General features: G+C 33.6%; 18 protein-coding genes and 1 tRNA gene. 1 reads left to right on the top strand and 18 read right to left on the bottom strand.

Translation table 11 applies throughout. The annotated features are described in order from the left end of the window. Window positions 1-7: 7 nt before the first annotated feature. The 12 genes from U9966_RS07815 to U9966_RS07870 form a co-directional block, all read right to left on the bottom strand. Window positions 8-289, bottom strand: a complete 282-nt coding sequence (locus tag U9966_RS07815) for a LapA family protein (RefSeq protein ID WP_306347636.1) — start codon at window positions 287-289, stop codon at window positions 8-10. A 43-nt stretch (window positions 290-332) separates the two neighbouring features. Next, window positions 333-614, bottom strand: a complete 282-nt coding sequence (locus tag U9966_RS07820) for an integration host factor subunit beta (protein ID WP_211597477.1) — start codon at window positions 612-614, stop codon at window positions 333-335. Window positions 615-676: 62 nt separating this feature from the next. Continuing rightward, window positions 677-2,347, bottom strand: a complete 1,671-nt coding sequence (gene rpsA, locus U9966_RS07825; protein ID WP_211597476.1) for a 30S ribosomal protein S1 — start codon at window positions 2,345-2,347, stop codon at window positions 677-679. A gap of 127 nt (window positions 2,348-2,474) precedes the next feature. Continuing rightward, window positions 2,475-3,149: a (d)CMP kinase gene (gene cmk, locus U9966_RS07830; protein ID WP_306347635.1), complete on the bottom strand. Its 675-nt coding sequence runs from the start codon at window positions 3,147-3,149 to the stop codon at window positions 2,475-2,477. Window positions 3,150-3,193: 44 nt separating this feature from the next. Beyond that, entirely contained in the window at window positions 3,194-4,228 is a 1,035-nt protein-coding gene (gene degS / locus U9966_RS07835) for an outer membrane-stress sensor serine endopeptidase DegS (RefSeq protein WP_306347634.1), read from the bottom strand. A 59-nt stretch (window positions 4,229-4,287) separates the two neighbouring features. Further along, window positions 4,288-5,040 (bottom strand): monofunctional biosynthetic peptidoglycan transglycosylase, encoded by a 753-nt coding sequence (gene mtgA, locus U9966_RS07840; RefSeq protein ID WP_407675208.1) that lies wholly within the window; start codon window positions 5,038-5,040, stop codon window positions 4,288-4,290. Beyond that, window positions 5,030-5,338 (bottom strand): trp operon repressor, encoded by a 309-nt coding sequence (gene trpR, locus U9966_RS07845; RefSeq protein WP_211597473.1) that lies wholly within the window; start codon window positions 5,336-5,338, stop codon window positions 5,030-5,032. Before trpR ends, mtgA begins: the two co-directional genes overlap by 11 nt. Window positions 5,339-5,413: 75 nt before the next feature. Continuing rightward, window positions 5,414-6,040 carry an outer membrane lipoprotein periplasmic chaperone LolA gene (gene lolA, locus U9966_RS07850; RefSeq protein ID WP_306347632.1) on the bottom strand — a complete coding sequence of 209 codons (627 nt, stop codon included), beginning with the start codon at window positions 6,038-6,040 and terminating at the stop codon, window positions 5,414-5,416. Window positions 6,041-6,109: 69 nt separating this feature from the next. Next, window positions 6,110-7,138 (bottom strand): oligopeptide/dipeptide ABC transporter ATP-binding protein, encoded by a 1,029-nt coding sequence (locus tag U9966_RS07855; RefSeq protein ID WP_306347631.1) that lies wholly within the window; start codon window positions 7,136-7,138, stop codon window positions 6,110-6,112. Between the two features lie 19 nt (window positions 7,139-7,157). Then, window positions 7,158-8,045 carry an ABC transporter permease subunit gene (locus tag U9966_RS07860; RefSeq protein WP_211597470.1) on the bottom strand — a complete coding sequence of 296 codons (888 nt, stop codon included), beginning with the start codon at window positions 8,043-8,045 and terminating at the stop codon, window positions 7,158-7,160. Beyond that, on the bottom strand, window positions 8,035-8,997 hold the full coding sequence (locus U9966_RS07865; protein WP_306347630.1) for an ABC transporter permease: 963 nt from the start codon (window positions 8,995-8,997) through the stop codon (window positions 8,035-8,037). Before U9966_RS07865 ends, U9966_RS07860 begins: the two co-directional genes overlap by 11 nt. A gap of 8 nt (window positions 8,998-9,005) precedes the next feature. After that, window positions 9,006-10,694 (bottom strand): ABC transporter substrate-binding protein, encoded by a 1,689-nt coding sequence (locus tag U9966_RS07870; RefSeq protein WP_306347629.1) that lies wholly within the window; start codon window positions 10,692-10,694, stop codon window positions 9,006-9,008. Window positions 10,695-10,866: 172 nt separating this feature from the next. Between U9966_RS07870 and lysC the strand changes: the two genes are divergently transcribed. Further along, complete coding sequence (gene lysC, locus U9966_RS07875; RefSeq protein ID WP_306347628.1) at window positions 10,867-12,210, top strand: lysine-sensitive aspartokinase 3; 1,344 nt, start codon at window positions 10,867-10,869, stop codon at window positions 12,208-12,210. On the opposite strand, the gene U9966_RS07880 is transcribed toward lysC, so the two are convergent. The 6 genes from U9966_RS07880 to U9966_RS07905 form a co-directional block, all read right to left on the bottom strand. Beyond that, a complete protein-coding gene (locus tag U9966_RS07880; RefSeq protein ID WP_306347627.1) occupies window positions 12,207-12,638 on the bottom strand; it encodes a SoxR reducing system RseC family protein in 432 nt (143 codons plus the stop codon). The two genes, lysC and U9966_RS07880, sit on opposite strands and share 4 nt — an antisense overlap. A 180-nt stretch (window positions 12,639-12,818) precedes the next feature. After that, the gene (locus U9966_RS07885) at window positions 12,819-13,286 is read right to left on the bottom strand and encodes a C40 family peptidase (RefSeq protein ID WP_306347626.1); all 468 of its coding nucleotides are present in this window, start codon (window positions 13,284-13,286) and stop codon (window positions 12,819-12,821) included. A 32-nt stretch (window positions 13,287-13,318) separates the two neighbouring features. Next, entirely contained in the window at window positions 13,319-13,609 is a 291-nt protein-coding gene (locus U9966_RS07890; protein WP_306347625.1) for an integration host factor subunit alpha, read from the bottom strand. Between the two features lie 18 nt (window positions 13,610-13,627). After that, window positions 13,628-16,015 (bottom strand): phenylalanine--tRNA ligase subunit beta, encoded by a 2,388-nt coding sequence (pheT, locus tag U9966_RS07895; protein WP_306347624.1) that lies wholly within the window; start codon window positions 16,013-16,015, stop codon window positions 13,628-13,630. A gap of 20 nt (window positions 16,016-16,035) precedes the next feature. Next, entirely contained in the window at window positions 16,036-17,025 is a 990-nt protein-coding gene (gene pheS, locus U9966_RS07900) for a phenylalanine--tRNA ligase subunit alpha (RefSeq protein WP_306347623.1), read from the bottom strand. Window positions 17,026-17,160: 135 nt separating this feature from the next. Beyond that, a tRNA-Val gene (locus U9966_RS07905) sits at window positions 17,161-17,237 on the bottom strand. Between the last annotated feature and the right edge of the window lie 158 nt (window positions 17,238-17,395).

The following is a 17,395-nucleotide window of genomic DNA, read 5'->3' on the forward strand; positions in this document are numbered from 1 at the left end:
TATTTACTTAACCTTTCGATAAAGTCAATTCATCAATTTGTTTAGCTTGACGTTTTACTCTGTGATTTAAGGCAATATTTTTTACTCTTAATTTAAGATAAAATAACCCAGTGATTAGCCAACCTAAAATTAAACCAAAACCAAACAGAATGGCAACTAAGCTAGATAAACGTAACTCATTTTTTGCCAAAATATAATTAAATGAGATAATTTGATCATTATTTGCACCAATAGTAACGGCGACTAACACAATGGCAAAAACAATAACTAAGCCTATAATGTATTTCATTTTTTTCTCCTACTTATTTTATTTAAGTGTTATGGCAATCTTATTAACTAAAATCAACGCGTTCTTTAAGATCTTTTCCTGCTTTAAAATGTGGCACATATTTTGCATTTAACTTTACAGATTCTCCAGTTTTAGGATTTCTACCTACTCGTGGTTGACGATAATGTAAAGAAAAACTGCCAAATCCTCTTACTTCAACACGCTGTCTTTGTTCCAAAGATTCACTCATCTGCTCTAGAATTAATTTAACACTTTGCTCCACACACTTCACTTGAAGTTGAGGTAATTTATAGCTTAATATTTCAATAAGCTCTGATTTAGTCATAATTTATCTCCTCACAAGGAATAACGGATACATACAATTATGTATCCGTTTATATGAATTAATTATTCACTTTTTGCCGCGGCAAATGCTTCTGCAAACGCATTAGGAACTTCAACAGTTTCTTGTTTGTTTACTTTTGCTAATGCTGCTGATTCTTCAGCTTCATTTTTAGCACGAACAGAAAGATTAATAATACGAGCTTTACGATCAACACCTGTAAATTTAGCTTCAAGTTCATCACCAACACTAATTACTGTTGTAATGTCTTCCACTTTTTCATTTGTTGCTTCTGCTGCACGAATATAGGCTTCAACACCACCTGCTAATTCAACTTTAACACCTTTTACATCAACCTCAACCACAGTACCTTTAACGATAGCACCACGCTTGTTAGTATCAAGGAAGTTTGTAAACGGATCAGATTCTAGCTGTTTAATACCTAAAGAGATACGTTCTTTAATTGCATCTACTTGTAATACAACGGCTTCAACTTCATCACCTTTCTTGTAGTTACGAACCGCTTCTTCACCTGAAACATTCCAAGAAATATCAGATAAATGAACAAGTCCATCAATACCACCTTCAAGACCGATAAAGATACCGAAATCTGTGATAGATTTGATTTTTCCTGAAACTTTATCATTTTTAGCGTGAGTTTCAGCAAAATGATCCCAAGGATTAGCTTTACATTGTTTTAAACCTAATGAAATACGACGACGTTCTTCATCAACTTCAAGTACCATTACTTCAACAGTATCGCCAACGCTTACGACTTTAGAAGGGTGGATGTTTTTGTTTGTCCAATCCATTTCTGAAACGTGAACTAAACCTTCAACACCATCTAAAATTTCAACGAAACAGCCATAATCAGTTAAGTTAGTTACTTTACCTGTTAATCTGCTGTTTACTGGGTGATTTTCAGCAATAGCAACCCAAGGATCTTGACCTAATTGTTTTAAGCCTAAAGATACACGAGTACGCTCTTTCTCAAATTTTAATACTTTAACAGTAACTTCATCACCAACGTTTACTACTTCACTTGGATGTTTAACACGTTTCCATGCCATATCTGTGATATGTAATAAACCATCAACGCCACCTAAGTCAACGAATGCACCGTAATCAGTTAAGTTTTTGATAGTACCTTTAACTTCAGCACCTTCTTCTAAGCTTGCTAATACCGCTTCACGGTCAGCACTGCTTACAGATTCAAGTACAGCACGACGAGATACAACAACGTTATTACGTTTTTGATCGAGTTTAATTACTTTTAATTCTAATTCTTGACCTTCAAGGTTAATGTCACGTACTGGACGAACATCAACTAATGAACCCGGTAAGAATGCACGAACACCGTCTAGCTCAACAGTGAAACCACCTTTAACTTTACCGTTAACTAAGCCAGTCACAGATTCTTGTGCTTCAAAAGCTTTTTCTAATGCAGTCCATGCTTCATTGCGTTTAGCATCGCCACGAGAAACGATAGTTTCACCGTTGCCATCTTCTACCGCTTTAAGTACTACATCAACTTCATCACCAACTTGAACTTCTAATTCACCTTGAGCGTTAATAAATTCTTCAGCAGGGACGGCAGATTCTGATTTTAAACCAGCATCTACTAAAATAAAGCCTTTTTGGATAGCAACAACTGTTCCTTTTACCACATCACCTAATTTAGGTTCTGTTCCAGCTTGTAGTGATTCTTCAAATAATTGAGCGAAAGATTGAGTCATAATAAAATCTTCTTAAATAAAACATCCATTTTGCATCCTGCTTAATGGGGTTAATAACAAAAGTTCGACAATCCATTGTCAAACGAATAAAGTTTAAATCAAATCTATATATTTTATAGAAAAGACATTATATTTTAACTGCTTTTTGAATATAATCCAATGCTTGTTTAATAACTTCTTCAATAGATAAATTTGTAGAGTCTAATAATAAGGCATCAGTAGCAGGAACAAGAGGAGCAACCGCTCTATTGCGATCACGATCATCCCGTTCTTTAATTTCAGCTAAAATTTTGTCAAAATTAGCATTAAATCCTTTACTTTGCAACTGATTAACACGTCTTTTTGCTCGTTCTTCGGCACTCGCATCTAAAAATAGCTTCACTTGTGCATTGGGAAAAACGACTGTTCCCATATCTCGTCCATCGGCAATTAAGCCTTTTTCAGTACTAAAATCACGCTGACGTTGTAATAATGCTTGGCGAACTTTTGGGTATGCAGCTACTTTTGACGCATTTTGACCCGCTTCTGCACTACGAATTTGATCACCCACATCTTCTCCATTTAAAATAACAACAACTTCTCCATTGCGAGGTATAAATTGAATATCTAATCCCGTAGCTAATTCAGCCAGTATATCTTCATTATCAAACATAATATTTTTTTTCACTGCAGCCAACGCTAATATACGATACACTGCACCAGAATCTAATAAATCAAACTTTAATTGATTAGCCAGTGCATAACAAAGCGTACCTTTACCTGCTCCACTTGGTCCATCAACAGTAATTACTATATTTTTCATCATTTATCCTAATTTTGTAAATTTTTATCGAAATGTAACCGCTATTAAGATTCTGGAAACTCACCAATAGTGACCTGTAATAATTTTTCTTTTCCTTGTCTTAATACTAATACATCAACTTTGGTTCCTGGTTTTATTTCAGCAATTTCTTCCATCATTTGACGGGGAAATTCTGCTTCAATGTGACCAATACGTAAAATTATATCATTTGGCTCAACCCCACCTCTTGCGGCGGGACCATTTTCAAATACCGATGTTACAACAACACCCCGTTCTGCAACACCAAGTTGTTTTGCGGAGTAAAATAATTCTGTCCCTACACCAAAATAGCCTCGAATTACACGTCCATCACGAATAATTTTTGTCATTATTTTGTTGGCTAAAGTAATAGGAATAGCAAAATTTAATCCTTCTGCTATATCAATAGTATTTTTACCTAAACTTAGTGTATTAATACCTATCAACTCTCCTGCTGTATTAATTAATGCTCCTCCTGAATTTCCTTTATTAATTGACGCATCAATTTGAATAAAATTCTGTCTTCGTCCTTCTGATAACGCATTTCGCTCAATACCACTCACAATACCTTGAGTAATACTCTGTCCCAAATTAAAAGGATTACCAATCGCTAAAACAACATCACCAACACGAATAGGTCGTTTAGCATTTTGAGGAATAAATGGGAGATTTTTCGCTTCAATCTTAAGTACAGCAAGATCCGTTAAAGCATCAGAACCTACTAATTGGGCACTAAATACTTCGCGAGATTGTAATGCTACTAAAATTTGATCGGCATCTTCTATAACATGCTTATTGGTTAAAATATATCCTGATGCAGTCATTATTACACCAGATCCTAAATTACTTATTTGTAATCCATTATTTCCAGAAGCAAGATCAAAAGATTGATTATACACATTCACCACTGCTGGTGCGGCTATCTTGACGGCATTGTGATAACTCACAATAGAGGAAGCTTTATTTAAAGCCAATTGATTATTAACGTAAGGTGCTACAAATACAATTAAAGTGGCACAAAAGAGACCAAATCCTATTGCTTGTAATATTTTCTTTATCATCTTTTTTCTCTTAATACATTTCCGAAAGTATTATAACCTTTATATTTAATATCATATAGTTATTTTAACTGATTTAAATACTCTGTTGCACCTAAATTACGAATTTGTTGTATAATCCAGCGTTGTTTTTTACGCATTATTTTCCCTGGTTTGTTTACTTTAAATATATGCGGATTGGGTAATGATGCGGCAAGTAATGTTGCTTCCTTTATATTTAATTGATTAGCGTGCTTCTTAAAAAAACGTAATGATGCAGCTTCTACGCCAAAAATACCGTTACCAAACTCTGCAATATTTAAATACACTTCTAAAATTCGTCTTTTATCCCATATTGCTTCAACCCCAAAAGTTAAAGGGATTTCCATCGCTTTTCTAATCCAAGAACGATCAGACCACAGAAATAAATTTTTAACCATTTGTTGGGATATTGTTGAAGCTCCTCGTATTTTTTGAGATTGTTGATTATGATTTAATGCTGATTGAATAGCATTAAAATCAATACCATAATGTTCTTTAAACCGCTGATCTTCTGAAGCAATGGCAGCCATTTGCATTTGCCAAGCAATATTCTCAAGATTGACCCACTGATACTGAATATTATATGTTTTATTATCCCATAACGAAGTTACTTTTTTCTCAATCATATAAGCAGAATAAGGCACTGGAACAATGGAAAAAAATATTATTAATGTAAGAAAGAATACGCTAAATCGGCTAATCAAAAACCATAACGCACTTTTTATTGAACGAACGTTGTTCGGAAGAAAAAAACGCAATAATGCACACAATATTTTTTCAATTTTACCGACTATCATTAAGTTTTTTATTTATCCATTCTAACATTTCTGGCTCAATTGTTTTTAACATATTTGATCCTCTAGTGACTGTTGCAATGCTTGTATTTAATATTTGTTGTATTTCACGTTGAGATCTATCTTGATCGAGCAAAAGGCGTACTATTTGTACGCGTAATCCTAACGAACTTCGCTCATCTGCAGTAAGTAACATTGAGAGTAATTCTTCTGCTTTATTTTCTAAAGCAGCTTGTTCTAATAGTGAAATAAATTGTTGCCATTCCTTTTTATCTCGTGGATTTTGAAGCGATTTCATACTATTACCTATCATTATTGATAGCGGTAAGATTTTGCAAAAAATTTACAACATCTTACCGCTAAAAAATACTTCCTATTTTGTGCGTTGATCATCAACTTCCACGCCCTTTGGCACTTTAAATTTAAATTGATCCACTTTAATATTATTGGTCGAAATATTTTTTAACATATAAAGATTGCTTTGACCATTTTTTTCAATAGTACTAAATCCTTTTAATAATCCATAAGGATCAATTCTGATATCAAACTGCTGGATCGTACTCTTTTTAGATTTCGGCTTTAATACAAATGTATCTGAATTTTGTTTAATATCATACTGTTTCCAATTATTTGGGTCATTACTCGTTAACAAAATAAAAGGTGTATTATTGATAACATCTTCTATTCTATTTACTGTCACTTGAGCAACAAAAGGATCATAAAACCAGAGATTTTTGCCATCTGAAATAATTCTGTTTTCTTGAGGTTTCATTGTATCCATTCTAAATAAATTTGGCTGTTTAATTTGAAGTTTTCCACTCCCTTTTTGTACAACTTTCCCTTTCATTGAATGTACAATTTGAGTAAATTCAGCACTATATTGTGAAGATAAGCTTAATCGTTTTTGTAACTCTAATACTGCTGGTGTATTTGCCCAAGTATTTATAGCAAAAAAACTAAATAGTACAGTAATAGCGATTTTAATTAATTTTTTATTCAATTTTTTATTCCTTTTTTATCTATCAGATACTTTTTTGAACCTTTAGCAAGACAATAGTTCAAAATAACTTTAACTTTCAAGTAGTATCGGAGTTTTATCTGTTGTTTTCAAACGATTATATCCTGAGTAATTTAATGGATAATAACACGCAAACTCTCGTTGCTTCACTCGATATAAAGGTGGTTTCGTAATACATTTCTTTTGAGCAAAAGGACAACGTCGTCCTAAACGACATCCTTTATAAATATGGCTTAATGTTGGAGTTGCACCACTTAGTGTTTTTAATTTCTCTTTAAATGGTCTTGGTAAAGAAAAATCAGGTACACTATAAAGCAATGCTGAAGTATAGGGATGATAAGGATTTTCCATTATTTTATCTTTACTTCCAATTTCAATATTTTGCCCACAATATAATATATTAAACGAATCCATCCACTTATGTATGCCTAAAATATCATTACTTGCTAATAAAATAGAGGTACCTAAATTCTTATTCATACTAGATAATAAGCGGTAAATTTGCAGTTCTGTTGTCGCTTCCATCATATTAGTAGGTTCATCTGCAACTAATAATCTTGGTTTATTCGCAATCGCCATTGCGATCATTACTTTTTGTGCTTCACCATTGGTTAATTCAATTGGATAGCTTTCCATTATATCTCGATGATCTTTAATGCCTACTCGATGTAATAATTCAATGGTTTTTTTCTTTTTCCAACCGAACCATTTCCACCATTTTCCATTAAAACGAATACTTTGAATAAGTTGCTTACCAATCGTTTTACTTGGGTCTAAACTTGCTCGGGGATTTTGTAAAATCATCGAAATATCATCTTTAATCAATTTACGACGTTGATAGGCTGAAAGCTTAAGCAATTCAATGTTATCAAACCGAAATCGATCTGCTTTTACTATCCAATTGTCTTTCTCCATTCCGCAAATAACTTTGACAATCAAACTTTTTCCAGAGCCTGATTCTCCAACTAATCCACAAATCTCACCTTTATCTAAAGTAAGATTGATATTATCGATCATTCTTACTCGCCCATTTGCGGTTTCAATATCAATAGTTAAATGACGAATGTCTAATAATGCCATAATATATCCAATTTACACTCTAATAACGATGCATTTCTAGTACACGAATAATACTATTACTTAACATTCTTACAATTAAAATCACCATAACAATAGTAATTCCCGGTAAAAAAACTGTCCAAGGTGCAATATAAATCAATTCCATAGAATCTCTAATCATCGCCCCCCATTCTGCGGTTGGATATTGTGCCCCTAATGAAATAAAGCTCAATGCACTAATATCTAAAATTGCTAAAACAAAAATATGTGATAACTCTTTTATCGCAACGGGCGTTAAATTAGGTAACACCACTTGTTTCACTAAATCCCATCGTGTTGCACCATCTAAATATAAAGTTACCACATACTCTTTTTTTAATTCTTTTTGCGTAACAAGATAAATTTTATGAATAAATTGTGGCAACATTGCTAAAAAAATCGCTATCATTGCATTGACTAAACTTGCTTCCAATAAAATAGCGATAATAATTGCAATAAGTAAGGTTGGCGTAACCAAAAATGTATCAAATAAATGGTGTAATATCACAAAATAAGAGTGTGTTTTTGTTCCTGCTAATACACCTAAAATACCACCAACAATAGCAATAGCGAGGGTAATAACCAATGCAGCCCCTGCGGTATAATAAAAACCGTATAGAATACGACTAAAAATATCACGACCGAGATCATCTGTACCAAAAAAGTGTTGAATTTGCCCAATCTCACTCCAAGATGGTGGCATTAATTCTAAACCAACAAACTGCTGTTGAGCTGAATAAGGTGCAATAATATAACCAAAAAATATTAAAAATAATAAAAGTGCAAAAAAATACACACTGATCAGTGCAACAATATCTTTTCGCAAAATTTTTAAAAATTGCAAAATATACGCAGATTCTCTAAATTGTTCTACATTCTTATTTAACATACCAATCTTTTTTATTCGAAGGATCTAATAGCGTTGTGATAAAACTTGCTAATACATCCACTGTTAATATAAATAACCCAATAACAATAATACCTGCAGATATGGCATTATAGTCTTGCACTGATACTGCATTAATTAACCAATACCCAATTCCTCCCCAACTTACAACATTCTCAACTAACATTGCAAAGGCAAAAATTAAAATAATATTACGTGCAATTGCTGGAATAATCGGAGGTAGTACATTACAAACGATATGCATTCGCCATATTTTAAACCCCGACCATCCTTTTGTTCTCGCAACTTTAACATAATCTTTCTTCATTACATATATTGCTTGTTCTTGAGTCATTCTCATTACTTCTAACATCGCAGGAATAACTAAAATCAATGTAGGTAAAGCTAAATGACGTAATAAACTCTGTGCTATTTTTAATTTATAAGGTACATCAACTAAAAATATATCTACCAGTTTAAAATTGGTCACAACTGGAATTTCATAAATTGGATTAAGCTCTCCCACTGCTGCAATTTCCCACTGATTTATAGAAGCATAATAAAGCAAAATAATTGCTAACCAGAAGACAGGAAAAGCTAAACTTAATGAACCCAAAATAGATAGACTTTTACCCACAAGATTGTTTGAATTATAAGCAGACAAAAATCCCAGTGGAATACCTATAAGTAACGATAATAGAGTCACAGAAAAACATAACGAAAGTGTTGCTGGGAACACTCTTAATATTTGATTAAATAACGGTTCACCTGAATTATAACTTATACCCAGATCTCCTCTTAACAAAGAAGTAATATAATAAAAATAAGACTCTATACCGCCATCGTAAATCAGTAAGTTAAGCGGATCTTTTAATAAAATGGAGTAACTCATTATAGAAAGAATAAAAACTGTTACTATAATCCAAAATAATTTACGAATAAAAATGAATAACATATCAAACTCTATTTATTTACTGGAGATATTAATTTGATTTTAGATAAATCTACTTTACCAAATGGACTGATCTGTACACTTCTTACTTTATCACTTACGACCAATAAACGGTTAGCATTAAGTAATGGTAATATAGGTAATTCCTCTCTTAATATTTTCTCAATTTTTTTATACAACTTTATACGTTCATCATTATCTTCACTTATTCTAGCTTGATTGAGTAAATATTCAAACTCATCATTACACCAATTCGCTAAATTTGTAACCGAAAATTGAGAACGGCAACCTAAAATAGCAGATAAAAAATTATCAGGATCGTAATTGTTTGCAAGCCAGCCTGTTAAAATCATATCATAGTCAGCTTCTCTTTTTGCCAATTGTTGTACTAAAAAAGTTCTACTTACCTGACGTACTTTTAACTTAATACCTATTTTCTCTAAATCATATTTTATCAACTCGGCCATTTTTAAAGGATGAAAATTATAAACATGTCTTTCATCAAGTACCCAAAGCACAAGCTCTAAATACTCTCTTATTTTTTCTTTATTATTTTTAGGGAAGTACGGATAGTGATCTGCATTTCTATTAGGAAAAAGAGCCGTTGGTAATACATTATCCGCGACCTCTGCTAAACCATAAAATAACTGTTTTCCTAATCTTTCACGATTAATAGAATGTACAATTTCTCGACGCAGTTTAATATCATTCATTTTCATACTTTGATTATTAAATGCTAAAAATGATAAATTAGCCCCAAAAATATTCACTAAATACCCTTTAGGCAAAGAAGAAAGTTGGCTTGGCTCAGGAAAAGCAGAAATATCACATTCTTGATTTAAAAACTTTGCCATTTGTCCAGTACTACTTGTAGAAAAATCAATAATGATATTTTCAATATTCGCTTTTTTACCCCAATAACTCTCATTTCTCTGTAAACGAACATAATCATTGTGTACATAACTTTGTAATTTATATACCCCTGTACCCACAGGAAGTTGATCTAGCTGTGCCAAATTATCATCAGAACTCAATTGTAATGCGTATTCCTTAGATAAAATGACGGTATATTGACTCGCAAGATGAGCCAATAAAGAAGCATCTGGTTCAGCTAATCTAATTTTTACACTATATTTAGAAGGGGCACTTAAACTGACAATCTTACTTTTTAAATTAATACTTTCAAAATAAGGGAAATGGGTACGGCGTGCTTGTCTTTGAAAAATATAATTATTATAACTTTTATCGCTATATTTAACTTGATCCAACTCTTCTAATTCTGGTAAGTCATCAACATTTCCCATCACTCTATTTAAAGAAAAAAGTACATCATCCGCATTAAAGTTACGTGTTGGATTAAACCAATCCGTAGTATGAAATTTAACATTTTTTCTTAAATAAAAAGTAATTTCCAAACCATCATCACTTACTTTATAACTTTTAGCTAATGCAGGTTTTAAGCTATTAGTAGCAGGATCAAATTCAAGCAATTTATCATAAATTTGTTCAGTCACCACATTCATATTGGTGCCCACATCTGCCTTTTGAGGATCAAAAGAAAATCCAGATGCATTTGTACAATAAACTAAACTTTTTACAAGTAATTCTTGTGGTATTCGAGGGACTGAATAAGCCATCTGATTAATACAAAAAATTGTAAAAAATAAAAATAATCTTACCGCTTGTTTTTTAACTATCATTATATTTTCACTAATCCTATATTTAATGGTGAAATCATACTATTAAAATGATAAAATGAAAACTTAACTTTACTACTTTCTATAATAAAAATTTATTATTTGACATAATTTATATAGAAGATTGCATCTATATATTTTATGTGGGGTTTTTAATACGGGAACTAAAACTATTATGCCACATCTCTCTGTTGCCAAATTTGGCGGAACCAGTGTTGCAAATTTTAAGGCAATGTCTGCCTGTGCTAACATCATTACTTCAGATAAAAATACTCGCGTTATCGTACTTTCTGCCTCTGCAGGAATTACCGACTATCTCGTTGAACTTGCAAATGGTTGTAAGGAAGATCGTCTAAAAACTATTTTAAATAATATACGCGATATTCAATTTAGTATCATCAATCAATTACAATGTCCAGATAAAATTTTAGATAAAATTGAACTACTATTAGAGCATATATCAAATCTTGCAGAATCTGCAACATTAGTAACTTCTCGTATATTAAGTGATGAATTGATTAGCCACGGAGAAATGTTATCTAGCACCATTTTCACACAATTACTGAAAGAAAAAAATATTGATGCCACTTGGGTTGATATTCGTGATATTGTTGCTACAAATGACAACTATGGAAAAGCACTACCTAATAATAAAAAAACACAACAACAAGCGAATGAAATTCTAAAACCTTTACTTGATAGTGGAAAAGTTATTGTTACACAAGGTTTTATTGGGCGAGATGATAATGGAAAAACCACTACGCTAGGACGTGGTGGAAGTGATTATTCCGCAGCATTATTAGCAGAAGTATTAAATGCGAATGATGTATTAATTTGGACAGATGTTTCTGGTATCTATACGATGGATCCAAGGGTTGTACCTAATGCGAAACGTATCGAAACGATTAGCTTTAATGAAGCAGCTGAAATGGCAACATTTGGAGCAAAAGTACTCCATCCTGCAACGCTATTACCCGCTGTTCGTAGCAATATTCCTGTTTTTGTAGGATCAAGTAAAAATCCTGAACAAGGTGGAACTTGGATAACTTCAAATCCACAACCTCGTCCAATATTCAGAGCCATTGCTTTACGCGGTGATCAAACATTGGTGACTTTATCTAGTCTGGGAATGATCCATACCAAAGGTTTTTTAGCCAATATTTTTAGCATATTAGCTAAACATCAACTTTCTATTGATGTGGTAACGACCTCTGAAATTAGCATCGCATTAACACTAGATAAAATAGGTTCCACTACCTCCTTATCTCCACAAATTATTGAAGAGTTAAGTATTTCTTGCAATGTACAAATCGAACCTAACCTTGCTCTTGTTACTATTATTGGTAATAACCTTCATACAGAAAAAGGACTCGCAAAACAACTGTTTGGAGCATTAGAAAAGGATAATATACGTTTAATTAGTTATGGTGCAAGTAGCAACAATATCTGTATTTTAGTCAATAATGAAGAAGTAGATAAAATTGTTAGAGGATTACATTGCTCATTATTTGAATGCTAATTTACTTTCCCTAAAAATATAATTTGGGGGTTAAAATGTTTCTTTTGAGAAAGCTTCCATTTTATTCCTCCAAAACTCAGCAATGTTGCCGTAATAGTTAATAATGCAACAATAAGCTCATTTGCAAAAAGTTGTGAAAATCCTACCGCTGATACAATTAATACTGTTAATGGGATACAATACAACCACATAACGCTGACTAATAGAGAACTTTCTTTCAAACCTATATTGATAATATCACCCTGTTTTAGTTCTTCAAATACTTCGAGATCTAATAAAGAAACGACTTTACTTCCTGTCAATTCAGATAGTGATTGTGTACCACAGCCCTGCTTTGCATCGCAACTGCCACAGCCACTCTTAGTATAACATTCAACCTTTGCTATACCATTGTGATAACTTAGTACTTTGCCTTGTTCAATAAGCATAAAAAATAGTCCTAAAAATAAAAAAAGCCCCTAAAACAAGGGGCACTCGGAAAGCAAATTATGAAAAGGTTGTTGGGCACAACACTTATTTTTATATAGCCGTTAAGTTAAAACAATTTTATGATTTTTTCAAACAATAACTATATAAAATGTTTAACTTTGTGATCTACTTCATATTTTTTACTGTAAACGTCGGGCTTGCCAGTATACTCTTTTATAATAAGGCGAATTTAAATTTGAATATATCACGCCTTTTTTAGACGATGCATGTAAAAAATGCCCATTTTTTACATAAATACCAACGTGATTTCCAAAAGGTCCTCGTCCTGTCTTAAAAAAAACCAAATCCCCCGCTTGCAAATATTTTTTAGGAACATAAGCACCCGTTTTTGCTTGTAATTTGGTCGTTCTTGGTAAATGAATACCAAAAGAATTTTTAAAAATAGCAGCAGTAAGTCCAGAACAATCCACTCCCTGAGGAGTATTTCCCCCTAAACGATAAGGTGTTCCTTTCCAAATACGATGCTGTTTAACAAGCTTATTGACTATATAAGTTTCATTTGAAAAGCTGGGTTCTGCTGAACAGCTAATTAAACACAAACTTAACATTATTAATATAATAAGTTTATAAAAACTTAGTAATCGCATATAAGTTATTCTATAAAAATAATGCACCGTCTTTACTTGTTAGCCTCTTCAATTCGATCTTTAAGCTTTTGACTTGGTTTAAAGGTAACCACTCTTCGAGCAGAAACTGCTACAGGCTCTCTCGTTCTTGGATTTCTACCTGGTCTTGCTTCTTTTTCACGTACTCTGAAATTACCAAATCCTGATAATTTCACTTCATCTCCCTTTTCAAGAGCAACTCGAATTTCTTCAAAAAACTGTTCAACAAACTCTCTTGCTGTTTTTTTATCTAATTCAAGTTGTTTAATAATATGTTCTATCATTTCAATTTTAGTTAATGTCATAATTTAAGCTCCTCAAACTTAATCTCTCAAATATGCACCAAAACATTGTTCAAGTTCACTCAACACTGCTTTAATTACAGCATTGATCTCTTCTTCTTCAAGGGTTTTTGAAGTATCTTGAACCGTTAGACTAATTGCTAAGCTCTTCTTATCGCTACCAATATTTTCACCTTGATAAACATCAAAAAGATTTACCGCAATTAGTTTTTCTCCACCTACTTTTTGGCAAGTAGATAAAATATCTGCCACGGCAACATTACGATCAACCACAATCGCAATATCACGTTTATTTGCTGGGAATTTAGAAATTTCTTTTGCTTGTGTGACTGCTCGCTCATCAATCGCTGACCATAAAATCTCAAAGACGACTGCTGTACCTGAAATATCTAATTTTTGTGCGACTTTCGGGTGTACTGTACCGATAAAGCCCACTTCTTTTTCATCAATTAAGATCGCTGCTGATTGACCTGGATGTAACGCATCATAAGTTTTAGCCACAAAACGCACTGATTTCGCTTTATTTGTTAATGATAAAATACGCTCTAAATCGCCTTTTAAATCAAAGAAATCAACGTTATCTGATTTACCCGTCCAGTGTTCATTATGTTTCGCACCAACAATAACCGCCGCTAACATTTGCTCTTGGCGAATCCCCATTTCTGCATTTTCGTCAGGCACAAAACGTAACCCTGTTTCAAACAGACGTATTCGACTTTGCTGACGTTTTTGGTTATAAACAACCGCCTCTAACAAACCACTTAACAAGGATAAACGCATTGCTGACATATCCGCTGAAATTGGGTTAGGCAATACTATTGCTTCTTGATTTGGGTGTAATAATGCCTGTGTTTTTGGATTGACAAAGCTATAAGTGATCGCTTCTTGGTAATCGCTATCCACTAATGCCATTTGGACACGCATTAAATCTAAATTTGACTCACGGTGTTCATTCATATTTAAATGAGCTAATGGTGCATTATTTGGAATGCTATTGTAACCGTAGATACGAGCGACTTCTTCAATTAAATCTTCTTCAATTTCAATATCAAAACGCCAGCTACAAGCGGTCACTTTCCATTCATTATTTGCAAAAATTGGCGATAAACCTAAACGAGTTAAAATATCGGTAACGGTTTCATCAGCAATATGATGACCTAATAAAGCATCTAATTTTTCACGACGTAAAGTCACTTGATTTGCTTTTGGTAAATGCTCATCACTTTTCGCTTCCACAATTTCACCTGCTTCACCACCACAAATGTCTAATAATAATGCGGTTGCTCGTTCCATTGCATTGCGTGTATTTTCAAAATCTACACCACGCTCAAAACGGTGTGAAGAATCGGTATGTAAACCGTATTGTCTTGCACGTCCAGCAATAGCTAATGGGGCAAAGAATGCTGCCTCTAAAATAATATCTGTTGTTGTATCACTTACGCCACTTTCTTTACCACCAAAGATCCCCGCCATTGCAAGTGGTTGATTTTGATCGCAAATTAGCAAGGTATTTTCTTTTAATGCAACTTCATTGCCGTCTAATAACACTAATTTTTCATTTGCTTTTGCTAAACGTACTTGAATTGATGCGTTCACTTTCGCCATATCAAAGGCGTGCATTGGCTGACCTAATTCCAGTAACACAAAGTTTGTTACATCAACCACAGGATCGATAGAACGCATACCACAACGGCGTAATTTTTCTTGTAACCAAAGTGGCGATTGTGCTTTTACATTCACATTTTTAACCACACGAGCTAAATAACGTGGGCAAGCCTCTGGATTGTGAATTTCTACCGCAACTTTATCTGAAATAGTCGCTGAAACAGGTTCAAATGTCGGTGCAACCATTTCTAATTGATTTGCTACCGCCACTTCGCGTGCAATCCCTGAAATACTTAAACAGTCCGCACGATTTGGGGTTAAGCTGATTTCAACAATGCTGTCTTCTAAATCTAAATATTCACGGAAATCTTTACCGATAGGTGCGTCTGCTGGCAATTCAATAATACCGTCTTGCTCAACTTTAATACCTAATTCAGTGAATGAACAAAGCATTCCCTCAGATGGTTCACCACGTAATTTGGTTTTCTTAATTTTAAAATTACCCGGTAAAACGGCACCATCAACGGCACAAGCTACTTTCAAACCTAAACGGCAGTTTGGTGCACCACAAACGATGTCTAATAAACGCTCGCCACCGACATTTACTTTGGTTACACGTAATTTATCTGCATTTGGGTGCTGACCGCATTCAACCACTTCGCCTACAACAACACCTGAAAAGGTATCTGCAACTGCTTCAACGCCGTCCACTTCCAAGCCAAGCATTGTGATTTGATCGCATAATTGTTCCGTTGTAATCGCTGGATTTACCCACTCACGCAACCAAGATTCATTAAATTTCATTATTCTTTCCTCATCCTGTCTTATTTATAGTCAAATTGTTTTAAAAAACGTAAGTCATTCTCAAAGAATGCACGTAAATCGGTCACGTTATAACGCAACATTGCTAAACGCTCAACCCCCATACCCACAGCAAAACCTGAGTATTCATTCGGATCGATACCTACATTTTTCAATACATTAGGATGAACCATTCCACAACCTAACACTTCTAACCATTTACCATTTTTACCCATTACATCCACTTCTGCTGAAGGCTCTGTGAATGGGAAGAAAGATGGACGGAAACGCACTTCTAAATCTTCTTCAAAAAACGCACGTAAGAAACTATGTAATAAACCTTTTAATTCAGTAAAATTCGCTTTTTTATCCACAAATAATAATTCAATTTGGTGGAACATTGGGGTGTGCGTTTGATCGTAATCATTACGATACACGCGACCCGGTGCAATAATGCGAATTGGTGGCTGAGTTTGTTCCATTGAACGAATTTGCACACCTGATGTTTGCGTTCTTAACAAACGTTGTGCGTCAAACCAAAACGTATCATGATCCGCACGTGCTGGGTGGTGTTTTGGAATATTTAACGCATCAAAATTATAATAATCTGATTCAATTTCAGGGCCATTTTCCACAGAAAAACCTAAATCTGCAAAGAATTTGGTCACGCGATCAATCGTGATAGATACAGGGTGTAAACCACCAAGTTCTGTTTTACGACCCGGTAAACTCACATCAATACTTTCACTAAATAATTTTGCATTTAATGCTTCGGTTTCTAATGTCTCTTTTTTCGCATTTAATGCGGCTTGTGCTTGTTGCTTCGCTTCATTGATTTTTTGCCCTACTTTTGGACGATCTTCTGGCGACACGTCACGTAATCCTTGCATTAACGACGTAAAATGCCCTTTCTTACCAAAATACTCTACTCTAATACTTTCAAGACTTGTAACATCTTGTGCAGATTCCACCGCTTGTAACGCTTGATCTACGATCTTTTCTAGGTTTTGCATCCCTACCCTCTATAATTTATTTTTAAAATACTAAAATGACATAAATACTTGAAATGATAATACTTTTAACACATAAAGTAAATGTAAAATAGGCAAAGAAAAGATGATAAAGATAACAAAGGAGATTTTATAGAATGGTGCGACCAAGTGAACTCGAATCACCGACCCCCACCATGTCAAGGTGGTGCTCTAACCAACTGAGCTATGGTCGCATTAAGAAGTGTTTTAAAACGCGTAGAATTCTAACATAAAAATGAAATAATGCAATTTTTTATAAAAACTTTTTTAATACTTATTATAATTTACCCGTCACACTATCTTTGACTGGGATTAAGTGGCTAAATATAATCATATTTTCGGGTATATTTTA

The sequence above is a fragment of the Pasteurella atlantica genome (genome assembly GCF_963693435.1).
Classification (GTDB): Bacteria; Pseudomonadota; Gammaproteobacteria; order Enterobacterales; family Pasteurellaceae; genus Phocoenobacter; species Phocoenobacter atlanticus.